17 protein-coding genes are annotated in these 23,513 nt (G+C 67.7%); 16 read left to right on the top strand and 1 reads right to left on the bottom strand.

The window, feature by feature from the left end; all coding sequences use genetic code 11:
* The first annotated feature begins 504 nt into the window (after positions 1-504).
* The 3 genes from BN1263_RS08205 (at position 505) to pncB (ending at position 3,472) form a co-directional block, all read left to right on the top strand.
* On the top strand, positions 505-1,356 hold the full coding sequence (locus BN1263_RS08205) for a glycosyltransferase family 2 protein (protein WP_058980461.1): 852 nt from the start codon (positions 505-507) through the stop codon (positions 1,354-1,356).
* A complete protein-coding gene (locus BN1263_RS08200; RefSeq protein ID WP_058980460.1) occupies positions 1,353-2,192 on the top strand; it encodes a glycosyltransferase family 2 protein in 840 nt (279 codons plus the stop codon). Before BN1263_RS08205 ends, BN1263_RS08200 begins: the two co-directional genes overlap by 4 nt.
* Before the next feature lie 101 nt (positions 2,193-2,293).
* The gene (gene pncB, locus BN1263_RS08195) at positions 2,294-3,472 is read left to right on the top strand and encodes a nicotinate phosphoribosyltransferase (RefSeq protein WP_021203170.1); all 1,179 of its coding nucleotides are present in this window, start codon (positions 2,294-2,296) and stop codon (positions 3,470-3,472) included.
* Positions 3,473-3,482: 10 nt separating this feature from the next.
* On the opposite strand, the gene BN1263_RS08190 is transcribed toward pncB, so the two are convergent.
* Positions 3,483-3,848, bottom strand: a complete 366-nt coding sequence (locus BN1263_RS08190) for a fimbrial protein (RefSeq protein WP_058980459.1) — start codon at positions 3,846-3,848, stop codon at positions 3,483-3,485.
* A 459-nt stretch (positions 3,849-4,307) separates the two neighbouring features.
* Between BN1263_RS08190 and BN1263_RS08185 the strand changes: the two genes are divergently transcribed.
* The 13 genes from BN1263_RS08185 to bcsZ all read left to right on the top strand — a co-directional run bounded on the left by BN1263_RS08185 (position 4,308) and on the right by bcsZ (position 23,512).
* A complete protein-coding gene (locus tag BN1263_RS08185; RefSeq protein ID WP_019661017.1) occupies positions 4,308-4,847 on the top strand; it encodes a fimbrial protein in 540 nt (179 codons plus the stop codon).
* 85 nt (positions 4,848-4,932) lie between these two features.
* Positions 4,933-5,661 carry a fimbrial biogenesis chaperone gene (locus BN1263_RS08180; RefSeq protein WP_058980458.1) on the top strand — a complete coding sequence of 243 codons (729 nt, stop codon included), beginning with the start codon at positions 4,933-4,935 and terminating at the stop codon, positions 5,659-5,661.
* Positions 5,662-5,754: 93 nt separating this feature from the next.
* Positions 5,755-8,319 (top strand): fimbria/pilus outer membrane usher protein, encoded by a 2,565-nt coding sequence (locus tag BN1263_RS08175; RefSeq protein ID WP_058980457.1) that lies wholly within the window; start codon positions 5,755-5,757, stop codon positions 8,317-8,319.
* A complete protein-coding gene (locus BN1263_RS08170; RefSeq protein WP_021203174.1) occupies positions 8,310-9,344 on the top strand; it encodes a fimbrial protein in 1,035 nt (344 codons plus the stop codon). Before BN1263_RS08175 ends, BN1263_RS08170 begins: the two co-directional genes overlap by 10 nt.
* A 212-nt stretch (positions 9,345-9,556) precedes the next feature.
* Positions 9,557-11,095, top strand: coding sequence for a BcsE family c-di-GMP-binding protein (locus tag BN1263_RS08165; RefSeq protein WP_058980456.1), 1,539 nt, complete (start codon positions 9,557-9,559; stop codon positions 11,093-11,095).
* Positions 11,092-11,271: a cellulose biosynthesis protein BcsF gene (gene bcsF, locus BN1263_RS08160; protein ID WP_058980455.1), complete on the top strand. Its 180-nt coding sequence runs from the start codon at positions 11,092-11,094 to the stop codon at positions 11,269-11,271. The genes BN1263_RS08165 and bcsF overlap by 4 nt, the downstream gene beginning before the upstream one ends.
* Positions 11,268-12,899, top strand: coding sequence for a cellulose biosynthesis protein BcsG (gene bcsG / locus BN1263_RS08155; RefSeq protein ID WP_058980454.1), 1,632 nt, complete (start codon positions 11,268-11,270; stop codon positions 12,897-12,899). The genes bcsF and bcsG overlap by 4 nt, the downstream gene beginning before the upstream one ends.
* Positions 12,899-13,078: a cellulose biosynthesis protein BcsR gene (gene bcsR, locus BN1263_RS08150; RefSeq protein ID WP_021204328.1), complete on the top strand. Its 180-nt coding sequence runs from the start codon at positions 12,899-12,901 to the stop codon at positions 13,076-13,078. The genes bcsG and bcsR overlap by 1 nt, the downstream gene beginning before the upstream one ends.
* Positions 13,075-13,830, top strand: a complete 756-nt coding sequence (gene bcsQ, locus BN1263_RS08145) for a cellulose biosynthesis protein BcsQ (RefSeq protein ID WP_058980453.1) — start codon at positions 13,075-13,077, stop codon at positions 13,828-13,830. Before bcsR ends, bcsQ begins: the two co-directional genes overlap by 4 nt.
* Positions 13,830-16,454 carry a UDP-forming cellulose synthase catalytic subunit gene (bcsA, locus tag BN1263_RS08140; protein ID WP_058980452.1) on the top strand — a complete coding sequence of 875 codons (2,625 nt, stop codon included), beginning with the start codon at positions 13,830-13,832 and terminating at the stop codon, positions 16,452-16,454. The genes bcsQ and bcsA overlap by 1 nt, the downstream gene beginning before the upstream one ends.
* Positions 16,451-18,814 carry a cellulose biosynthesis cyclic di-GMP-binding regulatory protein BcsB gene (bcsB, locus tag BN1263_RS08135; protein WP_219634192.1) on the top strand — a complete coding sequence of 788 codons (2,364 nt, stop codon included), beginning with the start codon at positions 16,451-16,453 and terminating at the stop codon, positions 18,812-18,814. The genes bcsA and bcsB overlap by 4 nt, the downstream gene beginning before the upstream one ends.
* Positions 18,814-22,395: a cellulose synthase complex outer membrane protein BcsC gene (gene bcsC, locus BN1263_RS08130; protein ID WP_058980450.1), complete on the top strand. Its 3,582-nt coding sequence runs from the start codon at positions 18,814-18,816 to the stop codon at positions 22,393-22,395. Before bcsB ends, bcsC begins: the two co-directional genes overlap by 1 nt.
* A complete protein-coding gene (gene bcsZ / locus BN1263_RS08125) occupies positions 22,379-23,512 on the top strand; it encodes a cellulose synthase complex periplasmic endoglucanase BcsZ (protein WP_058980449.1) in 1,134 nt (377 codons plus the stop codon). The genes bcsC and bcsZ overlap by 17 nt, the downstream gene beginning before the upstream one ends.
* Position 23,513: the final 1 nt, after the last annotated feature.

Genomic DNA, 23,513 nt, shown 5'->3' with positions numbered 1-23,513 from the left:
CCCGCAAACCCACAGTGCCCCGCCTTCGACAGTTTCCTGCTGCTGTTGGTAGGTGTCGACCTTGGTCGACACGATCCACGCCATGCGTGGATGACTCTCCATCGAAATCGAATATTTCGATATCTGTGAGATCTGAGCCGAGCATGGCTCGGCTCTACAGAAGGCAATGCTCGACAGATCGTGGAAAACTGTCGACGGTGGGGTGGGTCCGATTGTGGGGGCGTGCGCCGCATGGATGCGGCGACCGAGCTTACATGGGTGAGGGCGCTTTGCTTGCGAAGCACTGCTTCGCAAGCGCCCGAACGCACAGCCGCCAGCGGCTGCGCCGGGCCCCGGAGGGGGACTTGCAGCGTCCCCCGAAACCGGACCCACCCCGCCATCCCCCAGGAACCCAGCTCTTGCTTCGGCTGTTGCTGTTGCCCTGGCCTGAAGCGGGTGCCGGGGGCAACCCGGCCGATACCCTCCCGGTGCTAGGCTGTGGCTACCGACAACCACGGAGGCGGGATGGGGGCGATCGTGTTGTTGCCGCTGTGCGTGGACGATGCCGCGCTCGACCGCTGCCTGGCCGCACTGGATGCCGGCACCGCGCCGGGCACCGCAGTCTGGCTGGCCGACGATGCGCAGACCGGGCCGCGTGCGCAGGCGGTGGTGGAACACTGGCTGGCACATACGCCACTACAGGCCGAGTACACCCGGCGCCCGCGGCCACTGGGCGAGGTCGCCCATCTGGACGAGATGCTGCGCGCCTGCGATGGCCTGGACGTGGCCGTGCTGGCACCGGACAGCGTGCCTGCGCCGGGTTGGCTGCAACAACTGGAGGACGCCTTCGCCCGCGATGCCGCCATCGCGACCGCAACGCCGTGGTGCAATGCCGGCGAAACCGCGGCGTGGCCACGGTTGGGCGAGATCAATCCCGAGCCCGAGGATGCGGCGCTGCTGGCACAGACCTGCGCCGCCTTGCCGGCGCTGCACCCGGAACTGCCATCGGCGGTCACCCATGCGGTTCTGGTGCGTGGCAATGCGCGCCGCCGCGCCGGTGGCCTGGATGTGGACAGCTACGCCGGCTGGAACGCGGCCCTGGTCGACCTCAGCCTGCGCATGGCCGGCCTGGGCTGGCGCAACGTACTGTGCGAGACCGCCTTTGTGAGCCGGGCGGGCGAGGCGGCCAGCCGCGATGGCGACCTTGAGGCGCTGGCTGCGCGTTGGCCTGGCTGGGTGCCGCGCCTGGCCGATTTCCTGATGCACGATCCATTGCACGGGCTGCGCGCCGACCTGCAGCAGCGCATGCGGCAGGCGATAATGCCGAAGGAACAGGGCGACCTGTTCGTTCCTTCCGCGCCGGAGTCACTCGCTTGAATGTTGCCATCGCCGCCATCGTCGTGACCTACCAGAGTGCCAGCACCATCGATGCCTGCCTCTCGCGCCTGCGCCAGGCGCAGGACGTGGCCGAGATCCGGGTGATCGACAATGGCTCGATGGATGGCACGCTGGACATCGTGCAGCGCCATGCCAGCCACGATCCGCGCGTGCGTTTCGTCGGCAACCCGGACAATCCCGGCTTCGCCGCTGCCAACAACCAGGGCGTGGCCGATTCGCGCAGCCCCTGGTTGGCTTTCATCAACCCGGACCTGATGGTCGAGCCGGAGACGTTGGCCGCACTGCGCAGCCGGGCGGAAGCACTGGGGGATTGCCTGCTCGGTGTCGAACAGGTGGACGAGCAGGGCCATGCCGACGAAGCCGTGCGCCGCCGCGACCCGGATTTCCTGATGATGCTGCGCTCGCCGGGAAAGGGCTCGAAGCTGGCGCTGCCGCGTGACCCGCAGCAGGTGCTGCAGCGGGTGCCGGCACTGTCTGGCGCACTGCTGATGATGCCGCGTGCATTGTTCGACCGGATCGGAGGCTGGGACGCCGGGTATCGTCTGCACGCCGAAGACCTGGACCTGTGCCGGCGTGCACGCGAAGCCGGGGCCGTGGTGGCGATTGCAAACGACCTGCAGGTCACCCATGTACGTGGCGTCTCCAGCCGATCGCGGCCGTTCTTCGTTGAATGGCACAAGCACAGGGGCCTGTGGCGCTACTTTCAGAAGTTCGAGGCCAGGCAGCGTTCGCTGCCGGTCCGCGTGGCGGTGTGGGCCGCGATCTGGGTGCACGCCCTGATGCTGGTACCGCGCCTGTTGCGCAGGTCGTTGTAGGGCCGAACCTGCATCCACGCATGGCGCGGATCTATCCACGCGGAGAGCCGAGCGTGCCCGCAGCCACCCCGGTTCACCCGTCCGGGCGCATAATCCGCCTCATGCCTATCATCCAGTCCCTGCTCGACACCGACCTGTACAAGTTCACCATGATGCAGGCGGTGCTCCACCAGCACCCCGGTGCCCAGGTGCAGTACCGGTTCAAGTGCCGCACGCCCGGCATCGACCTGGCCCATTACATCGACCAGATCGACGAAGAGATCGACCACCTGTGCAGCCTGCGTTTCAGCGACGCGGAACTGGACTACATGCGCGGCCTGCGCTTCGTGAAGCCCGACTTCGCCGATTTCCTCGGCCTGTTCCATCTGGACCGCAAGTACATCCAGCTGCGCGCGTCGACGGCCGTGCCCGGCGAAATCGAACTGGACATCACTGGCCCGTGGCTGCATACCATCCTGTTCGAAGTCCCGCTGCTGGCGATCATCAACGAAGTCTGGTTCCGCAACACCACCACCGCCGACTTTGCCGAGGGCGAGCGTCGGCTGCAGGCCAAGGCCGCGCTGCTGCGTGATACTCCCGGTTTCGAACAGTGCCGCATTGCCGACTACGGCAGCCGCCGCCGTTATTCGCGTGACTGGCATGCGCGCCTGCTGCCGCTGCTGCGCGATGCGCTCGGCCCGCAACTGGTCGGCACCAGCAACGTGCACTTCGCCCGCCTGTACGGCATGACCCCGCACGGCACCATGGCCCATGAGTACCTGCAGGCATTCCAGGCACTTGGCCCGCGCCTGCGTGATTCGCAGGTAGCGGCACTGGAATCGTGGGCACGCGAGTACCGCGGCGACCTCGGCATCGCGCTGTCCGACGTGGTCGGCCTGGATGCGTTCCTGCGCGATTTCGACATGTATTTCTGCAAGCTGTTCGACGGTGTCCGCCACGACTCGGGCGATCCGTTCGACTGGGGCGACCGCATGCTGGCGCATTTCCAGCAGCGCCGGGTGGATCCGCGCACCAAGGTGCTGGTGTTCAGCGATGGGCTCGACATCGCCAAGGTGATGCGCCTGTACGACTACTTCCGTGGTCGCTGCCAGGTCGCCTTCGGCGTTGGCACCCACCTGACCAATGATCTGGGGCCAACGCCGCTCAACATCGTCATCAAGATGGTCCGCTGCAACGGCCAGCCGGTGGCCAAGCTCAGCGATTCGCCAGGCAAGAGCATGTGCGACGACCCGGGCTACCTGGCCTACCTGCGCCAGGTGTTCGAGCTGCCGCCGGCGTAAGCGTGCCGGCTTACAGGTAGTCGACCACCACCAGGTAGGCGCCCTGCAGCGGCTGCTGCGTCGACGCCTGCACGCTGTAACGCTCGGAGAAGGCGATATCGCCGGCGCGCAGCGCGCTGGCCGACACCGACAGCTTCTGGCCGTGGCGCTTGCCGTCGCGCAGCGTCGCGGCCTGGCCGTTGGCCAGCGCCGTCACTTCCACCGTCGAGCCCTTGGCCGACGGCGGGCAGGCGGCCAGGCTCAGCTCGCCCTGGGACAGATTCGCCGTGCAGCCCGGCTCGGCGATGCGGCCACTGAAACGGATGCTGCCGCTGCTGGCCTGGGCCAGCGCACTGACGGAAATCAGGGCCACGCACAGCAGAATGGAATTCCTCATGACACGTTCTCTGGTTCGGTGTGTCCTAGTTAGCGACAGCTTCGATCAGCCTTTAATAGGACGATTCCGAATCTGCTAGGGCCATCACCAAGAAAGAGTGATGCGCATCAAAGAAGACGATTTCCGCCGGGAAAAGGTTTGTTTCCGTGCATGCCGAACGCGCCACCCGAAGCGTCATCCAGGGTCGCTTCTGACCTGATCCGGCGACCGTCGGGTTCCCGAACCCCCGTGGGTCCTGATTTCGGCTATCACGTCACATTTCCAGCGTCAATGAATTGACGTTCAGAAAAATAATGAGACTTTCATCACACTTGCACCTATACTTGCGTCACGGATTCAGGGAAAGCTACGTCCGAGTCCGGCCACAGGTGAGACGCAAGGATGGGTCTTGTTAGCCCGGCAGTGCTCCTTGCTTCCTCCTCTACTTCTCATCTCTTCAGTAGGGTTAGGTAAAAGCGAATGCACAAGATCAATATCATCGCCGCTCTGATGCTGGCCGCCGCTCCGCTGGCCGCCAACGCCGCCGACGGCACCATCACCTTCAATGGCAAGGTGACCGACAAGACCTGCACCATCTCGACCCCGGGCGGCAAGGACTTCGCCGTGACGCTGCCGACCGTGTCCAAGAACACCCTGGCCACCGCCGGCGCCGTTGCGGGCCGTACCCCGTTCGCCATCAACCTGACCAAGTGCAGCGCCGGCAACGTCGCCACCTACTTCGAGCCGGGTTCGACCGTCGACTTCAACAGTGGCCGCCTGGTCAACCAGGCCTCGGCCAACGCTGCCACCAACGTGCAGCTGCAGCTGCTGGGCTCGAACAACCAGTTCCTGCCGATCAAGGCGGCTGGTGCTGGCCTGGCCCAGACCAACTCGCAGTGGGTCACCGTCGGCACCGACGGCTCGGCCGACCTGAACTACTACGCTGAGTACTACGCCACTGCCGCCGCCACTCCGGGCGACGTCACCAGCAGCGTCAAGTACACGATCATCTACAACTGATCGCAGTCATGCCCCCACTGGCCGGCGTTCGCGCCGGCCGGTGTTCCGCGGCCGCTGGCCACACCCCTCGAGCGTAGTACTTCCGATGAAAGCAATCTTTCCCCGGGCGCTGCTGCTGGCAGCGTTCACGCTGCCCTTCTGCCAGAACGCACTGGCCGGCGTGGTGGTCAATGGCACGCGAGTGATCTATCCGGCGCAGGCGCGCGAAGTCACCGTGCAGGTCGACAACGTGGGCGATTCGCCGGCGCTGGTGCAGGCCTGGATCGACAGTGGCGATGCCAACCAGACCGCCGATACCAGCGACGCTCCGTTCGTGCTGACGCCGCCGATCGCGCGCGTCGAACCGGGCCGCAGCCAGGCGCTGCGACTGATCTTCTCCGGCGCGCAGCTGCCGACCGACCGTGAGTCGGTGTTCTGGCTCAACGTGCTGGATGTGCCGCCGTCCCCGGACAACGCCGAAAGCGGCGAACAGAATTACCTGCAGGTGGCGTTCCGTTCGCGCCTGAAGCTTTTCTACCGGCCGCAGGGCCTGAAGGGCGTCGCCAACGACGCGCCGGCAGCGCTGCGCTGGACCCGCAATGGCGACCGCCTGCGGGTGGAAAACCCGAGCCCCTTCCACGTCACTCTGGCCGAAGTACATGCCGTGACCGGCAGCAGTGAAAAGGCCGTCGAGGACAAGGGCGCGATGGTCGCGCCGAAGCAGAGCCTGGAGTTCGCCGCACCGGCGGGCACCGGCCAGGTCCGCTTCATCACCATCAACGACTACGGCGGCCGGGTGGAACACACCATCCGCCTCGGCAGCACCGGGGGCTGAACGCGCCGCGCCGGCCCCTGGCCTTGCGCATCCCGCCACCGCCGCTGTGCGGCGAATTGAAGGAATGTCAGTGTGATCGGAAACAGATTGACATTGTCGATCCATCAGGCGCTTTGCCTGTTGGTTGCTGGTGTGGCCTGCCCAGGATGGGCGCTGGCTGCCCCGGCCAATCTCGGCGAACAGGCGCTGATGGCGCAGAGTGGTGCGGCCAATGCGCGTGCACCGGAATCGGCCCAGTTCAACTCCAGCTTCCTGTCTGGCCAGGCCAAGCAGGTGGACCTGGCGGCCTTCAGCAACGGCAACCCGATGGTGGCCGGCAACTATCGTGTCGACGTCTACGTCAACGGTGCCTGGCAGGGCCGTCGCGATCTGCAGTTCAAGGCCGATGCGCAGGGCCGTGTCGACGCCTGCCTGCCGCTGCCGATGCTGGAAGAAATGGGCGTGGACAGCGAGGCCGTGCTGCTGCAGCAGGATCCGTCCGTGCCCACCGACAAGACCAGCTGCGTGCCGGTCCAGCAGCGCATGGCCAATGCCTATGGTGTTTATGACAGCGGCAACCTGCGCTACGACCTCAGCATCCCGCAGGTGTTCCTGCGCCGTGAGGCGCGCGGCTACGTCAACCCGGCGCTGTGGGACCGTGGCATCAATGCCGGCTTCGTCGGCTACAGCTTCAACGCCATCGACAGCAACAGCCGTGTGGAAGGTGGCCAGCGCAACCGCAGCGCCTACCTCGGCCTCAACGCCGGCCTGAACCTGGGCGGCTGGCAGTTCCGCCATGATTCCAACCTGACCTGGTCCGAGGGTGACGGCCGCCATTGGCAGAGCATCGCCACCTACGCACAACGCGGCATCCCGCAGGTGCGCGGCATGCTCACTATCGGTGAGGCCTACACCACCGGTGAACTGTTCGATTCGATCGGCTACCGCGGTGCCAGCCTGGCCAGCGACGACCGCATGCTGCCCGATTCGCTGCGCGGTTACGCGCCGGTCGTGCGCGGTATCGCCGAGACCAACGCGCGCATCGAAGTGCGCCAGAACGAGCAGCTGATCTACTCCTCCACCGTCTCGCCGGGCAGCTTCGTCATCGACGACCTGTACCCGACCGGTTACGGCGGCGACCTGGAAGTGAGCGTGATCGAGGCCGATGGCCGCCGCCGCGAATTCAAGGTGCCGTTCGGTTCGGTGCCGCAGATGCTGCGCGAAGGCGTGTCGCGTTACTCGCTGACGGCCGGCCAGGTGCGCAACAAGCTGCTGGCCGATGAGCCGTGGCTGGTGCAGGGCACCTACCAGCGCGGTATCGGCAACCAGCTGACCCTGTACGGTGGCAGTGCACTGAGCGATGGCTACCTGTCGCTGCTGTACGGCGTCGGCCTGTCCACGCCGGTCGGCGCATTCGCTGCCGACGTCACCCATGCGCGTACCTCGTTCGATCACTACGGCAACCACACCGGTGCCAGCGTGCGCTTGAGCTACAGCAACATGATCGGCGAGACCGGCACCAATCTGACCCTGGCCGCCTACCGCTATTCGACCGAAGGCTTCTACAGCCTGCAGGATGCGCTGTATGGCCGTGATTCGGACACGCGCGGCATCGATCCGACCACCCGTGGCCGTCAGCGCAGCCAGTTCCAGATAACGCTGAACCAGCCGCTGGGACGTCGCGGCGGCGCGCTGTACGTGACCGGCTCGGTGCGCGACTTCTATGATCGTTCGGGCACCTCCAAGCAGTACCAGGTGGGCTACAACAACGCTTGGCGCTCGGTGAACTACGGCTTCTCGGCGCTGCGCACCGAAGAGGGCGTGCTCGGCCGTTCCGATACCCAGTACCTGCTGTCGATGAGCGTGCCGCTGGGCCGGGGTACCCACCCGGTGTCGTTCAGCGCCGATCTGGGCATGCGCGATCGTGGTGGCTACGACAACAGCCGCGTCGGCATCACCGGTTCGGCCGGCGTCGACAACAACTTCAGCTACGGCGTGGCCCTGTCCGATTCCCGCGAGGGGGGCACCACGGCGGTCGGCAACGCCGAGTACCGCAGCCGCTACTCCGCGTTGAACGCGACCTACAGCCACTCGCGCGATTTCCGCCAGGCTTCGGTCGGTGCCAACGGCAGCGTGGTCGTGCATCCGGGCGGCTTCACCTTCACTCCGCAGCGGGGCGACACCATGGTGCTGGTGGAAGCGCCGGGCGCGCGCGATGCGATCGTCAGCAACGCCCCGGGCCTCCGCGTCGATGGCCGCGGCTACGCGGTGGTCCCGTACGTGTCGCCGTACCGCCTCAACACCGTCACCCTCGACCCGCAGGGCATGGCCCATGACGTCGAGCTGGAAAGCACCAGCCAGTCGATCGCGCCGTTCGCCGGTGCCATCAGCTACCTGCGCTTCGATACCCGCAAGGGCAATGCGCTGCTGATCCAGGTACGCAATGCCGATGGCCGCAGCATGCCGTTCGGTGCGCAGGTCAAGGATGAGCAGGGCCAGCCGGTGGGCATGGTCAGCCAGGGCGGCCGCCTGTACGTGCGCAGTGAAAAGAGCCAGGGCCGCCTGCTGGTGGAGTGGGGCGCCGGTGCAGACCAGCGCTGCACCATCGATTACCAGGTTCCGGCGGGCGCCGATGCGTCCAAGACCGGCTTCATCCCGCTGGAGGCAGCATGCCGATGATTTCTTCCCGCAGCCGCACGCTGCTTGCCGCCATGGCCGTGATGGGGGGTATCGCCGTGGCCAGCCCGGCGTTGGCGACCTGCTATATCACCCAGCAGGGCTTTGTCGCGCAGGACGTGCAGATGGACATGGGGCAGATCGTGATCCTGCCCAGCCTGCCCGTCGGTGGTGTGATCAAGGAGTTGATCGTGCCGATCAACCAGCGCGACAGCATCGGTTACTGCGATCGCTGGGGCGGTAGTGCCAACGGGCGTTTCGTCAACGCCGCACAGCAAAACGCAGTCCCGGGTTTCAGCAACGTCTATGCGACCGATGTAGCGGGGGTGGGTATCCGTGTCTATCGTGATTCGGGCACCATCCAGACCTACTACCCGCACACGCTGCAATTGGGGGGCAACCGGACGTTGACCCTCAATGGTGGCCGCTTCCGCGTGGAGCTGATCAAGACCGCCGCGCAGACGGGCTCGGGCATCATCGCGCCCAACGGCCGCTTCACCACCTACTATCTCGACGGCGACGGTCCTGGCCGTCCGGAGCTGACCTCGACGTTCAAGGGCTCGGGTACCACCGTGGTCAGCCCCACCTGCGAAGTGCAGGCCGGCAGCCGCAACATCGCCGTCGATTTCGGCAGCGTGCCCAACACCACCTTCACCGGTGTCGGCTCCAAGGCCGCTGATCGCGATTTCGAGATCCGCCTGAACTGCCAGGGCAGCAACGTGGCCGCCTACCAGAGCAAGATCGGCATCCGCCTCGACGCCGACCAGGACAGCTCGAACATGCCGGGCGTGCTCAAGCTCAGCGCGGCCAGCAACAGCGCCACGCGCATCGGCATCCAGATGGTCCAGCGCGACGGCAGCACCGAGCGAGAAGTGCGCTTCGGCCAGACCATCAACGTCGGCACTACGGCGCCGGGTACCAGCGTCATGGCGCTGCCGTTGCGCGCGCGCTATGTGCAGACCCAGGCAGGTACCGTCGGTGCCGGCACCGCCAACGGGCAGGCGACGTTCACCATCCAGTACGAGTAACGCAGGTCTCCCATTGCTGAGTTTGGAGCCTCACCCCCCCGCTCCGCGGGGGGCGTTGACTGCGTCTTGATCCCGCAGACGTGAAGATCAGGGCTATCATTGCCGTACAGACACATGAATGTGATGTGCGTCATGGAAATGATCCCTTCTCCACTGCAGCGCCCCCGCTGCCGGGCCGTCGGCCTGGGTGAGGGGCAATGAAAGGATTCGGCGTGCCAGCACCACACCTTGCCATTGCCGGACTGCCCACCGAACTGGTGGAGATGCGCAGCGGGGGCCTGTATTGGGTCGTTGCCGCGGGCAGCGCGCCGACGGATCTGCTCGGTGCCGGTGTGCTGGCCACGGCCGACGCACTGGATGAGGCCGTGCTGGTCACGCTGGGGCGGGGGGCCGAATCGATGCTGACGCTGCTGCCGGCCGATCAGGGGCCGGCCCGCCTGCGGCTGTTCCAGCGGTCGCATCACGGCATGCAGCAGGCGCTGCGCGGGCTGACCGGCGATCTGCCGCGCACCGCCTCGGTGCGCACCCGGCTCAGCGTGGTGCAGTTCCCGGTGGCGGCGCTGGACGGCTGGGATGATGCCCGGCTGGCGCGCTGGTGCCAGCAGCTGCAGGACTGGGCCGGGCAGGCGCAGCAGGTGCTGCTGTTGCTGTGCCATGGCGAAGTGGCGACCCTGGCCCCGCGCCTGTTGTCATTGAACCGGAGCTGCGCCGGTGTGGCCCAGTTGCATCCGCATCGTGGTGCCCTGCAGCTGCTGCTGCACTACTGGTCCAACAGCCATGGCGTGGTGGCCCAGCGATCGTTCGGCGTCGAGCAGGAAAGCCGCGGGCTGCGCCATCTGGCCGAGGCCGATGCCGCCGGGACTGGGGTCGATGCCACCAGTGGCAGTGATCGCGATGTCTTCCTGGCCCAGACCGAAGTACTGGACGGTGCGCCGCCACTGTCGGCAGCCTGGCACCTGTATGACGGCTGGGCTGGATTGTTGCCGGCCGCGCTGCAGGCGCGCGAGGCCACCGTAGTGCTGGCCATCGACGAGAACGCCAAGGTGGATGCACTGGCCCGACTGCTGCACCGCTTGCGCCGGGAACGTGGCAATGCACTGAAACTGGTGGTGCGCGAGCTGCAGCCCTGCCTGCGCTACGCTGATGAGCGGCTGCTGATGCAGTGCGGCTGCAGCCTGGTAGTGCCGTCAGCCACGCCGTTGCCGCGCCTGCTGACCCTGCTGGAAACCGTGCAGCGTCAGCGTTGGCAGGGCCAGCTGGCTGACGATCCGGAGCCACTGATCCGTGCGCATCGGCCGCCACCGGTAAGCGGCCTGGTCAACGCCGCACGCTTCCGCCAGATCGCCGGCGAACGCATCGACCAGGACGGCAGCGCAGTGGAAAGCGCCGTGCTGGCGTTGCAGCCGGTGGCCGGCCTGCGCGCCGAGCAGACGTTGCAGCAGCTGCGCATCCGCCGCCAAGGCGATCTGGCCTGTGTCTACCGCGGGCAGGTGCGCCTGTTCCTGTTCGGGTGCCGGCGTGATGCGGTCGAACAGGCCCTGGGCAATCTGTTCCGCCTACCCTGGCGGGAGCTGTTCGATGGCTACCAGCGTCTGGCCGAATACGACATTGCAGCGATGAACGCCGGCAGCAGCGATCCGGAGGCCGAGGTCCTGCCCGAAGCGCCCGCCGCCCTGCCACCGGTGGCCCCGGCGCTGGAGGCGCCTGTTTTCACTGTCCCGAAGCCGCTGCGACTGGGAGATCGCGCATGACCACCGACCAGCAACTCTGGACCCTGATCGTCGCCTGTGCGCTCGTGATGGTTCCCTTCGGTGCAATGCTCGGTACGCTGTGGCGTGCGCTGCGCCGCCGTGCCGCGCGCTGGCTGCCCCCTCGCCACCTGCGCCGCGCCGGTGTACGCCTGCGTGCGCCGCGGGGGGCTGCATGAGTCCGCAGGTGGCTCCCGCATCGCCCTTCGCCTGGGCCGACCTGCGCGGCTGGAACCTGTATTTCCTGTCCAAGGTGGTACTGGCCTGGATGGGCGCGCTGGATCTGAAGATCCTGCCCAACCTGCTGTTCCTGGGCGCGCTGCTGGTTCCACTGCGCTGGCGCTGGGCACGCATCGCGCGTACTGTCGCTGCGGTACCGGTGGGCGTGGCGCTGTACTACCAGGACACCTGGTGGCCGCCGTTCCGGCGCCTGTTGGTGCAACCTGGCGTGCTGGACTTCTCGGCGGATTACTGGCTCGAGCTGGCCCAGCGCTTCATCAACTGGCAGATGGTGGCGGTACTGGCGATGCTGGTGCTGGCCTACGTACTGCTCAAGCCGTGGCTGCGCATCACCACTCTGAGCGTGCTGGGCATGCTTGGCCTGGCTGTGATGGCGATACCGATGCCGGCGGGTTGGAACTGGGGGCAGGGTACCGCCACCGCGGCCACCACCAGCGTCGCAGGCACTTCAGGTGGCGGCCTGCCGCCGGCCAACAACGATACGCTCAACGCATGGCTGGCCGGCTTCTACCAGCAGCAGGCCAGCCTCAAGACCAGCTTCCCGGCACCGGGCAGCGGCGCGCCGTTCGACGTCATCATCCTCAACATCTGCTCGCTGGCATGGAGCGATCTGGATGAAGTGGGGCTGCGCCAGAACAATCTGCTCGACCACATGGACGTGGTGTTCGACGACTTCAACTCGGCAACCGCCTACAGCGGCCCGGCGGCGATCCGCCTGCTGCGCGCCAGCTGTGGCCAGACCTCGCATACCGGGCTGTTCGATCCGGTGCCGGCCGAGTGCCAGCTGTTCTCGAACCTGCAGCGTCTGGGCTTCCAGAGCCAGCTGGCGATGAACCACGACGGTCACTTCGACGACTTCATCGGTGAACTGCACCAGTACGGCGGGCTGCAGGCACAGCCGATGGATATCAGCGCGTTTCCTAAAGCGCTGGTGGCGTTCGACAAGTCGCCGCTGCGCCGCGATGGCGATGTGCTGATGGCGTGGTGGAAACAGCGGCTGGCCGGGTCCAGCCAGCAGGTGGCGCTGTTCTACAACACGATTTCGCTGCACGATGGCAACCGCATCGTCGGCGCCGATGGCCGTTCGAATGCCGCCGACTACAAGGCACGTGCGGAAATGGTGTTGGGCGACATGGCCGGTTTCGTCGATGCGGTGGAGAAGAGTGGCCGCCGCGCGATGATCGTGGTGGTACCCGAGCATGGCGCGGCCCTGCATGGCGACCGCATGCAGATTCCGGGCATGCGCGAGATTCCCAGCCCGTCGATCACCCACGTGCCGGTGGGCGTGAAGCTGATCGGCATGGGCGCGCCGGCGGCCGGCGGCCCGCGTCATGTCCCCGAACCGAGCAGCTACCTTGCCGTGTCCGAGTTGGTTTCGCGCGTGTACGCGCTCAATGCCCAGTCGCCGCCGAGCGAGCGCAACTGGGACAGCCTGCTGAAGGGGCTGCCGCAGACACCGTCGGTGTCGGAAAACGAAGGCGCCAAGGTCATCGAGTACGCCGGCAAGCCCTGGCTGCAGCTGCAGGGCAGCCAGGCCTGGAGTCCCTACCCCGAGGAGGCACGCTGATGCCTGCCGACATCCTTGCCGTACCGGTGACGCTGTCCGTGGAAGAGGACGATATCGACCTGCTGCGCCGCAGCCTGGGCATGCCGGGGCTGCCCTACGTGGACTTCTCTGCCCAGCATGAGCGTGCCCAGGCGCTGGCGCGCTGGCCGTTGCTGGCCGAACTGGAGCCGCGCCGATGAGCACCGTGCTGTCGCTGCAGGGCATCCATGGCGGAACCGGTGTCACCACGGTGCTGGCCGCACTCGGCCAGGGCTTGCACGCGCAGGGCCAGCGCGTCCTGCTGGTCGAATGCAGTCCGGACCAGATGCTCGGCCTGCACCTGGGGCTGCCTGCCGACGTGGACAACGGTTGGGGGCGCGCGCAGCTGGACGGCACGGACTGGCGTGATGCCGCCTACGCCGTTGCAGCAGGACTTGCGGTGCTGCCCTATGGTCGCGTCGATAGCGAGGCCGCAATGCGCATCGAACAGCAGCTGCAACAGGCACCGGGCACCTGGGCCGAACGCATTCCGCTGCTGGAGACCCAGTTCGACTGGATCCTGTTCGACCTGCCGCAGCGCCTGCCGGCGCATGCAGCGGCCATCAACCAGCACGTGCGCTGCACGCTGCCGCTGCGCCTGGCCTGTGTCGATCCGGTCAGCCACGTGTTCCTGCAGCGGCAGCCGGAGGACACACGCCTGTTGCTGGCCAACCGCTATGACCCGGTCGTCCCGGTGCAGCGCGATCTGATGCAGCTGTGGCTTCACGCGCACGGCCCGCGGCTGGTGCCGCAGCCGCTGCACGAGGATGCGCGGGTGCCCTCCGCGCTGGCCAGCAAGCAGCCACTGGGGCGCTATGCGACCGATTCGCTGGCCGCCGCCGATGTCGATGGCCTGGTGCTGTGGTGCCTGGCCGAGGCCGCACGGCGCCAGCCCGTTGCGGGGACACGCTGATGGGCGCCCGCGTCTACTACCTGGACTGGGGGCGCCTGCGCGAACGCGTGCATGCGCCTTGGCCAACCCGCTCGCTGCTGTGGCTGCTGCAGTGCGTGGGCTGGGCGTTGCTGCGCCTGGAAGGGCCGGCATGGCAGGCACAGGCCCCGCGCCTGCGCAACGCCTTCCCGCAGATCCAGGGCGACCGCCGCTGGCGCCCGGGCGATCCACTGCGGTTGTTGATCCAGGCCATGTGGCTGTCGGTGGTGCGGTTGGTACCGCAGCCCTCGCTGAGGCGGCAACGGTTGGCCCGGGCCCGTCGCGAACGCATTGCCGAACTGCGCGGTGCGGCCGGTCGCGGCCGCCTGCGCTACCTGCGCGCCATGCGCGATGCACCCAGTGAATTCTGGAACAGCCGCGTGGCGGCATGGTTCGGCCGGAAGATGGGCAGCCTGTCGCCGCGTTCGCGGCACCTGCTGACCCTGCTGGTCGGGTTGGCCACGCTGGGGCTGGCGGCGCTGTGCATCACCCAGCCGTTCACCTATCTGGCGCAGTTCGTGTTCGTGGTGCTGCTGTGGGCCATCGCGCTGCTGGTGCGGCGCATGCAGGGGCGCTATGCGACGCTGGTGCTGGTCGTGCTGTCGATCACCGTGTCCTGCCGGTACCTGTGGTGGCGCTATACGGCCACGTTGAACTGGAACAGCACCTTCGACCTGGTCTGTGGCGTGGTGCTGCTGGCGGCGGAAACCTATTCGTGGCTCGTGCTGATGCTCGGTTACGTGCAGGTGGCCTGGCCGCTGCGGCGCCGCCCGGCGCCGTTGCCGGCCGATATCCGCCAGTGGCCGACGGTGGATGTGCTGATCCCCACCTACAACGAAGACCTGGCGCTGGTGCGGCACACCGTGTACGCGGCGATGGGCCTGGACTGGCCGGCCGACAAGCTGCGCATCCACATCCTTGATGATGGCAAGCGCGAAGAATTTCGCGCATTCGCCGAGCGCACCGGGGTCAACTACATCACCCGTGCCGACAACCGCCATGCCAAGGCCGGCAACCTCAACCATGCGTTGACCCTGATCGATGGCGAGCTGGTGGCCATCTTCGACAGCGACCACCTGCCGGTGCGGTCGTTCCTGCAGATCACCTGCGGCTGGTTCCTGCGTGATCCCAAACTGGCGCTGGTGCAGACCCCGCACCACTTCTTCTCGGCCGATCCATTCGAACGCAACCTGCAGGTGTTCCGCAGCGATCCCAACGAAGGCGAGCTGTTCTACGGCCTGGTGCAGGACGGCAACGACCTGTGGAACGCGGCGTTCTTCTGCGGCTCCTGCGCGGTGCTGCGGCGCGAAGCCATCGATGCCATCGGCGGGTTTGCCACCGAGACCGTCACCGAGGATGCGCACACCGCGCTGCGGCTGCACCGCAAGGGCTGGAACTCGGCCTACCTGCGCATTCCGCAGGCGGCCGGCCTGGCCACCGACAGCCTCGGCGCGCACGTCAACCAGCGCATCCGCTGGGCGCGTGGCATGGTGCAGATCTTCCGCATCGACAACCCGTTGCTGGGCAAGGGCCTGAGCCTGTTCCAGCGCTTCTGCTACGCCAACGCGATGCTGCATTTCCTGGCTGGCATTCCGCGCCTGGTGTTCCTCACTGCGCCGCTGGCGTTCCTGCTGCTGCATGTGTACATCATCTACGCACCGGCGCTGGCCATCCTGTTGTTCGTGGTACCGCACATGGCCCACGCCAGCCTGACCAACGCACGCATCCAGGGCAAGTACCGGCGTCCGTTCTGGGGTGAGGTGTACGAGACGGTGCTGGCCTGGTACATCGCACGGCCCACCACCGTGGCGCTGTTCAGTCCGGGCCGCGGCAAGTTCAACGTCACCGACAAGGGCGGCACCCAGGCCGGCGATCGTTTCGACTGGCGCGTGGCGCAGCCCTACCTGGTGCTGGCGCTGCTGAACGTGCTGGGCCTGTGCTTTGCCGTGTGGCGCTTCGTGCACGGCCCACTTGACGAACGTGGCACGGTGATCGTGAGTTCGCTGTGGGTGCTGTACAACCTGCTGATCATCGGCGGTGCGCTGGCGGTGGCGGCCGAAGTGCAGCAGGTGCGACGCACGCATCGCGTCACCACCCGTCTGCCGATGGCGCTGCAGGTGCCCGATGGCCGCCGCCTGCGCGGCGTGCTGCAGGATTACTCCAACGATGGCGTGGGCGTCGAACTCGGCGAAGACGCACAGCTGGTTGAAGGCCAGCGCGTGCAGGTGCTGCTGGGGCGGGGTCGCCGCGAGTTCGCATTCCCGGCGCGCGTGCAACGCACGGTCGGCCAGCGACTGGGCCTGCTGCTGCTGTTCGAGGACGAGCGCCAGCGCGTCGAGTTCGCCCAATGCACCTTCGCCCGCGCCGATGCCTGGCTTGACTGGCACGCCGGTTACCAGCCCAAGAGCCTGCCGCGCAGCCTGTGGAGCGTGCTGGTCCTGGGCTGGCGCGGCTACCGGCGGATGGGTGATTTCGCACCGTTCGACCTCGACCGCCCCGCACATTGGAACCGTCGCCTGCTGCGATGGCTGGCCAGTTTTGCTCCGCAACGTCCGCTTCCTTCCCACCCGGCTGACCCAGCCGCTGATCCAGGGCTTCGTCCATGACCCGTCCGTCCTCTCTGCGTTGGCTGCTGCTGCCCCTGCTGGCCCTGCCCGTGGCGTCAGGCAACAGCGCGCCTGCCCCGGCGCCGGTTGTCCCTCCCACTACCGCGCCTGCCGCGCCGCCGGCGCCGGGGGTGCCGGCCGCGCCAGCCACCACGCCTGCCACCGGTACCGAGCCCGCGCTGGCGCAGACCTGGGCGGGCAGCGCCTGGCCCTGGCAGCGGCAGAACACCTTCGCGCAGCTGGGGCGCCGCCAGGACACGCTGCTGTCGGGCGTGCGCAATGCCACCACCTTCGAGTTCCAGGTCCGCCGTGACCGCCTGGTCCGCGATGCCGAGCTGGATCTGAGCTTCACGCCTTCACCGTCGCTGCTGCCGACCCTGTCGCACCTGCGGGTCTATCTCAACGACGCGATGATGGGCGTGGTGCCGATCAGCAACGAGCAGCTGGGCCGCCCGGTGCAGGCCAAGCTACCGCTGGACGCGCGCCTGATTGCTGATTTCAACCAGGTCCGCCTGGAGTTCGTCGGCCACTACACCGACATCTGCGAAGAGCCGACGCACAGCTCGCTGTGGGTCAATCTCTCGAGCAACAGCACGCTGCGCCTGGGCGGCCAGCCGCTGGCGATGCAGGACGACCTGGCCAACTTCCCGCTGCCGTTCTTCGATCCGCGTGATACAGCACGGCTGGAACTGCCAGTGGTGTTCGCCGCTGCGCCGAGCCTGGCACAGCAGCGGGCGGCGGCGGTGATGTCCTCGTACTTCGGCAGCCTTTCCGGCTGGTGGCGCCAGGCACGTTTCCCGGTCAGCTTCGGCACGCTGCCGGACAAGGGCCACGCGGTGGTGCTGGCGGTCAACGGCAGGTTCCCGCCCGTGATCGCCAACCATGCTCCGGTGAACGGCCCGATGATCGAACTGATGTCGCTGCCGGAGGATCCGCAGCGAAAGCTGCTGCTGGTGCTGGGCCGCAACGATGACGACCTGCAGAAGGCCGTGGCTGCGATGGCGGCCGGCAACGTGCTGTTCCGCGGCCGCCAGGTCAGTGTCGATGAGGTCAAGCCGCTGGCCCCGCGCAAGCCGTACGACGCACCGAACTGGGTGCGCACCGACCGCGCCGTCCGCTTGGCTGAACTGCTCGACTATCCGCAACAACTGCACGCCAACGGCGTGTCGCCGCAGCCGATCACGGTCAACCTCAACCTGCCGCCGGATCTGTTCATCTGGCGCAACCAGGGTATTCCGCTGAACCTGCGCTACCGCTACACGCCGCCGTTTGGCAGCGATGAGTCGCGGCTGGGCGTGGCGATCAACGACCAGTTCATCTCCAGCTTCCCGCTGGTGCGCCGCAACGGCAAGCAGGGCCTGGAGGAAATCCGCTTGCCGGTGCTGGCCGGCGATGCCGGTGCCGATGACGGTCGCCTGCTGATTCCGGCGCTCAAACTGGGCGACCGCAACCAGCTGCGTTTCGATTTCAACTTTGCCAGCGTGATGGGCAGTGCGCAGCGCGATCATTGCCAGACCGTGCTGCCGCCCAACCTGCAGGCAGCGATCGAAGACGACTCGACCATCGACTTCTCCGGATTCCATCACTACATGGGCCTGCCGGACCTGTCCGCGTTCGCGCTCAGTGGATTCCCCTTCACCCGCATGGCCGATCTGTCGGAGACTGTCGTGCTGGTGCCGCCCCAAGCCAACGAGGCACAGGTCAGCCTGCTGCTGAACCTGATCGGTGGGCTGGGCGTGCAGAGCGGCTATCCGGCCTATGGGCTGCGCCTGTCCGATGACTGGAAGCAGGCCAGCGCGCTGGATGCGGACCTGCTGATGCTGGGCGCCCTGCCGGCCGAACTGCGCGGTAGCCAGCAGCTGTCGCTGCTGATCGACGACCAGCGCACGCGCCTGCTCAATGGCCAGTCGCCATCGCCGCAGCAGGCGATGGAACAGGCCCGCCGTGGCAGCCGCGATGGCGATCCAGCGGTGACCGAAGTGGCAGTGAGCGCGCAGGCACCGTTTGCCGCGATCATCGGCATGCAGTCACCGACGCATGCGCAGCGCAGCATCGTTTCGCTGGCCGCCAGCAATGCCGCCGACTACGGCCTGCTCCACGATGCACTCAGCGATACCGGCAAGCGCGAAGCCATCGCCGGATCGGTGGCGATCCTGCGTACCTCGGGCATTCACAGCCAGTTCGTCGGTGATCACTACTACGTTGGCGCGCTGCCGTGGTGGCTGCTGCTGTGGTACCACCTGGCCGACCACCCGGCGCTGCTGGCGGTGCTGGCCACGCTGGTGGTGCTGATGGTCGCCTTCCTGCTGTGGCGCGCGCTGCGCTGGGTCGCGGCCAAGCGCCTGGACCCGGGGCACTGATGGCACGTACGCGGCATCCGCTGGTCACCGCGTCCGGCCTCGTCCTGTTGGGACTGGCCGGTGCCGGGCCCTGCGCGGCGCAGGCCTTGCCCGATACGCCGGGCGGAACCGTCGCCGAGCAGCGCCAGTGGCTGTTGCAGCAGGTGCGCATCGGTGAGGCCACCGGTCGCCAGAGCCTGATCGAAGACGCCCTGGCGCGGCTGCGCATGCTGGCACCGGATGATCGCGGCACCTTGGTGGCGATCCTGGAAGTGCAGCTCTCGCAACAGAAGCTGCAGGATGCCGAGGCGACCCTGAAGCGCCTGCGCGAGATCGGTACAGGTACCCGTGAACTGGCCGCCGGCGAACGCCTCTGGAGGGCCTACCGCGGTGATCTGCAGCAGGATCTGCAGCAGGCGCGCCTGTTCGCTGCCGGTGGCCGCAGCGCCGAAGCGCTGGCGATCTACCGCCGCCTGTTCAACGATGATCCACCCGGCCTGCAGCTGGGCCTGGAGTACTGGCGCCTGCGCGGCGGCCAGGCGGATGGGCGTGCACAGGCGATCCGTGCGCTGGGCGAACTGGACCGCAGTTATCCGGGCAATGTGCCATTGCTGCAGGCGCTGTCGCAGATGCTGTTCGCTGCCGGCCGCGATGCAGAGGCGCTCGCCGCGCTGCAGCGCATGGGGCGTAATCCGGAGGCCCGCGGCATGGCGGCGGACGCCGAATGGGCCTACCTGAAGGATCAGCCGGCCGACGACCGCAGCGTGCGCCGGCTGCAGGACTTCATCACCCGCAACCCAGCGTTTGCCGACATCGCGTTGGTGCGCGAGCGCTACATCGACCAGCACAAGCGGGTCAGCGACCCGGCGTGGCGCGCCGGCCTGCGCGGCCAGCAGCTGCTCGACGCAGGCCGCAATGCAGAGGCCGAGCGCGCTTTGCTGCAGGCGTTGCGCGGCTATCCGCGCGAGCCCGACCTGTTGGGGGGGCTGGGCATGGCGCTGATGCGCCAGGGCCGCCGCGAGCAGGCCATCAGCTATTTCCAGCGTGCGGTGCAGGCCACCCCGGCCGGCGACAGCAACGACAAGTGGCGCGACCTGATCGCCAGCACCCGCTACTGGCTGCAGCTGGACCAGGCCGATGCGGCGCTGGCGGCCGGCCGGCTGGACGAGGCCGAGCGCCTCTATGCGCAGGCGCATCGCCAGCAGCCCCGCGACGTCAATGCTGCACTGGGCCTGGTCGACGTGGCCGTGGCCCGCGGTGACGACGCCGCAGCCGAACGCCAGCTGCAGGTTGCGCGGCGGATGGCGCCCAACGATGCCAACGTGATCCGCAAGCTGGTGCAGCTGTACGGCCGCACCGACCCGCAGCGGCTGGAAGCCTTCATCAACGCATTGCCCGCTGCGCAACGCAGGTTGTATGCCGAAGACCTGCGCCAGCTCCAGATCAGCCGCCTGCGTGAGCGTCGCGAGCAGGCGCTGGCTGCCGGTGATGCGACCACCGCGATCATGCTGGGACAGAAGCTGCGCGGCGAACTGCCGGGCGATGCATGGCTGGCCTATGCGCTGGCCAACGAGCTGCGCGCCGCTGGCCGGCAGGACGAGGCCGACGCGGCGGTGGCCGACATGGCCACGCATAACGACAGCGCCGAAGCGCGCTACGCGCAGGCGCTCTACCTGTCGGGATCCGATCGGCTGCCGCAGGCGCTGGCGGTACTCGACGCGCTGCCGCAGGCGAAGTGGAACGACGACATCCGCGCGCTGTCGGCGCGCCTGCAGCGGCAGCAGCTGGTCGATCATCTGTGGGATCTGCGTGCGCAGGGCAGGGAGGCCGAAGCCATCGCGCTGCTGCAGCAGCAACCGCCCAGCACCGACAATGATCTGCTGATGGCCGAGTGGGCGCGCCTGCGCGGCGATCACGCGCAGGCGCTGCACTACTACCAGCGCGTGCTTGCCGCACAGCCGGACAATGTGGATGCGCAGCTGGGCCAGGTCCAGGCCTGGATTGGCACCGGCGATCTGGCCAGCGCACGCCGCCAGATGCACGACGCACCGCCGGCAGTAGACGATGACGAGATCGGCCAGCAGCGTCAGCTCGCCACCATCTGGACCAACCTGCGCGAGGACACGAAGGCCCTGGCGATCCTGCGCGCGTTGCTTGCGCGCAAGACCGGGCCCGACGCACAGTCCTGGCGTGATGCGGCACGGCTGGTGCGCCGCGATGATCCGCAGCAGGCGCTGGACATGTACGCGCAGGCGATGGCCGACAACGGCGTGTTGGCTCCCGGCCAGGTCACGCCGCGCGACAACCGCGCGTTGACCCTGGCCAGCCGCGAGACAGCCGGCGATGACTGGTTGCGGCGCAGCCTGCGCAGCGATGTGGAAACCCTGTACCAGCAGGAGAATCCCACCCTGACGGTGATGCAGGACACCGGTCGCCGCAGCGATGGCACGCCGGGCATTTCGCGGCTGTCGCGCGATACCCGCATCGCGCATCTGGACGCGCCATTCGCCGGTGGCCTGGGCTGGGCGCGCATCGAGCAGGTCAGCTTCGATGCGGGCCGCTTCCAGACCGATGAGAGCGGCGCCTACGACGAGGATTTCGGCAGCTGTGACCTGGATCTGCTGCAGGCCGACGACAGCCGCCTGCGCGCACCGGGCTGCACCCGCTTCGTGCACCAGCGGCGCACCTCCGGTGCCGGCTTCGCCGTCGGCTGGCGCACCCTGGATGACCGCTGGAACGTCGATATCGGCCACACCCCGTCCAACTACGTGGTCGGCAACTGGCTTGGCGGTGTCACCCTCAATGGCGACCTCGGGCGCTTCGGCTGGGGCGCCACGCTGTCGCGGCGGCCGATGACCAATTCGCTGCTGTCGCAGGCCGGTGCGGTTGATCCGCGCAGCGGCATCAGCTGGGGCGGCGTCACCGCCAACGGCGTGACCTTCAGCCTCGGCTACGACCAGGGCGGCCGCGATGGCGTGTGGTCGAACTGGAGCTGGCATCGGCTGACCGGGCACAACGTGGTCGACAACACCCGCGCACGCGCGATGGTGGGCTGGTACCACAAGCTGATCCAGCGCCCCGACATGCGGCTGGATGTGGGTACCACCGCGATGTACTGGCGCTACCAGAAGGACCTGGGCGGCTACTCGCTGGGCCAGGGCGGCTACTACAGCCCGCAGCGCTATGCATCGCTGAGCCTGCCGGTCAGCTTTGCCTGGCGCAACGACGTGTGGTCGGTGCGCCTGGATGGCTCGGTCAGTGTGTCCAGTGCGCGTACCTCGTCGATCAGCCGTTTCCCCGACCAGGCCTTGATCGAGCGCGTGATTGCACAGCTTGAGCCGCAGTACGGCCCGCTGCGGCTGGACGAGGCCGGCCTGTACACCGGTGACAGCAGCAGCACGGGCACCGGGTACCGCCTGTACGGCGCGGTGGAACGCCGCCTCGGCGACCACTTCGTGCTGGGCGCTGCCGGCACCCTCCAGCGCAGCCGCGATTTCTCGCCGAATTCGTTCCAGCTCTACCTGCGCTACACCTTCAAGCCCTGGCAGGGAAACCTGCCGCTGCCCGTATCACCACTGGTGCCGTATGGCGAATTCCGCTGACCTGCGGCGACGGCGCCTGCTGCAGGCGGTCGCCACGCTGCCGCTGCTCGGCGTGTGCCGTGTGCAGGCCGCGCCCGCCCCGCGCTGGCCGGCGTGGCAGGTACTGCTCGACAGCAGCCTGAGCCGCGACGGGCGCATGATCGATCGCAGCCAGGACGATCAGCGCAGCACCTCCGAAGGCCAGTCCTATGCCTTGTTCTTCGCCCTGGTCGACAACGACCAGGCGCTGTTCGACCGCATCCTGGGCTGGACCCAGGACAACCTTGCCGGTGGCGACATGGGCAAGCGCCTGCCGGCTTGGCGGTGGGGACGCGATGACGCCGGCGCCTGGCGGGTGCTGGACGACAACCCGGCCTCGGACTCCGATCTCTGGCTGGCCTACGCGCTGCTGGAAGGCGCGCGGCTGTGGCGCCGTCCGGCGCTGAAGGCCATCGCGGAGGGCATGCTGGTGCAGGTGCGGGCGCGCGAGATCGTGGATCTGCCCGGGCTCGGCCCAATGCTGTTGCCAGGCCCACAGGGGTTCATTGAAGGGGACGCCACGCGGGTCAACCCCAGCTATCTGCCACTGCCGCTGCTGCGCCGCTTTGCGGCGGAGGATCGCAGCGGGCCGTGGCAGGCGCTGGCGCGCAACAGCGTGCAGTTGCTGCAGCAGAGCAGCCCGCACGGGTTCGCACCGGACTGGGCGGCGTGGAAAGGCGATCGCTTCGTCGTCGATCCGGTGCGCGGTGCGGTCGGCGGCTACGACGCCATCCGCTGCTACACCTGGGCAGGCATGACCGCATCGCGCGATCCGTTGTTCCGCGCGCAGCTGGCGGCGCTGTCCGGACCGCTGCAGCGCCTGCGCAGTGGTGCACCGATGTGGGAAAAGATCGACACCCGCAGTGGCCAGGGGCAGGGCGAAGGCAACTACGGATTCCGCGCGGCCCTGCTGCCCTATCTGATCGCGCAGGGCGAAGCGGAGCGCGCGCAGTCGCTGCGGGCCAGCTTGCCCAGCGCCGAGCAGCAACGCGCCGATGCACCGGCCTATTACTCGCAGATGCTGGCCCTGTTCGGCGTGGGTTGGGCCGAAGGACGCTGGCGTTTCGGCGCCGACGGCCGCCTGCAGCCGCGCTGGTAGC

Origin of the sequence: Stenotrophomonas thermophila, from assembly GCF_001499715.1 — a bacterium.
In the GTDB taxonomy this organism is placed as follows: domain Bacteria; phylum Pseudomonadota; class Gammaproteobacteria; order Xanthomonadales; family Xanthomonadaceae; genus Stenotrophomonas; species Stenotrophomonas hibiscicola.
The sequence above is the reverse complement of the archived record's forward strand: the minus strand, read 5'-3'. Positions and strand labels throughout refer to the sequence as shown.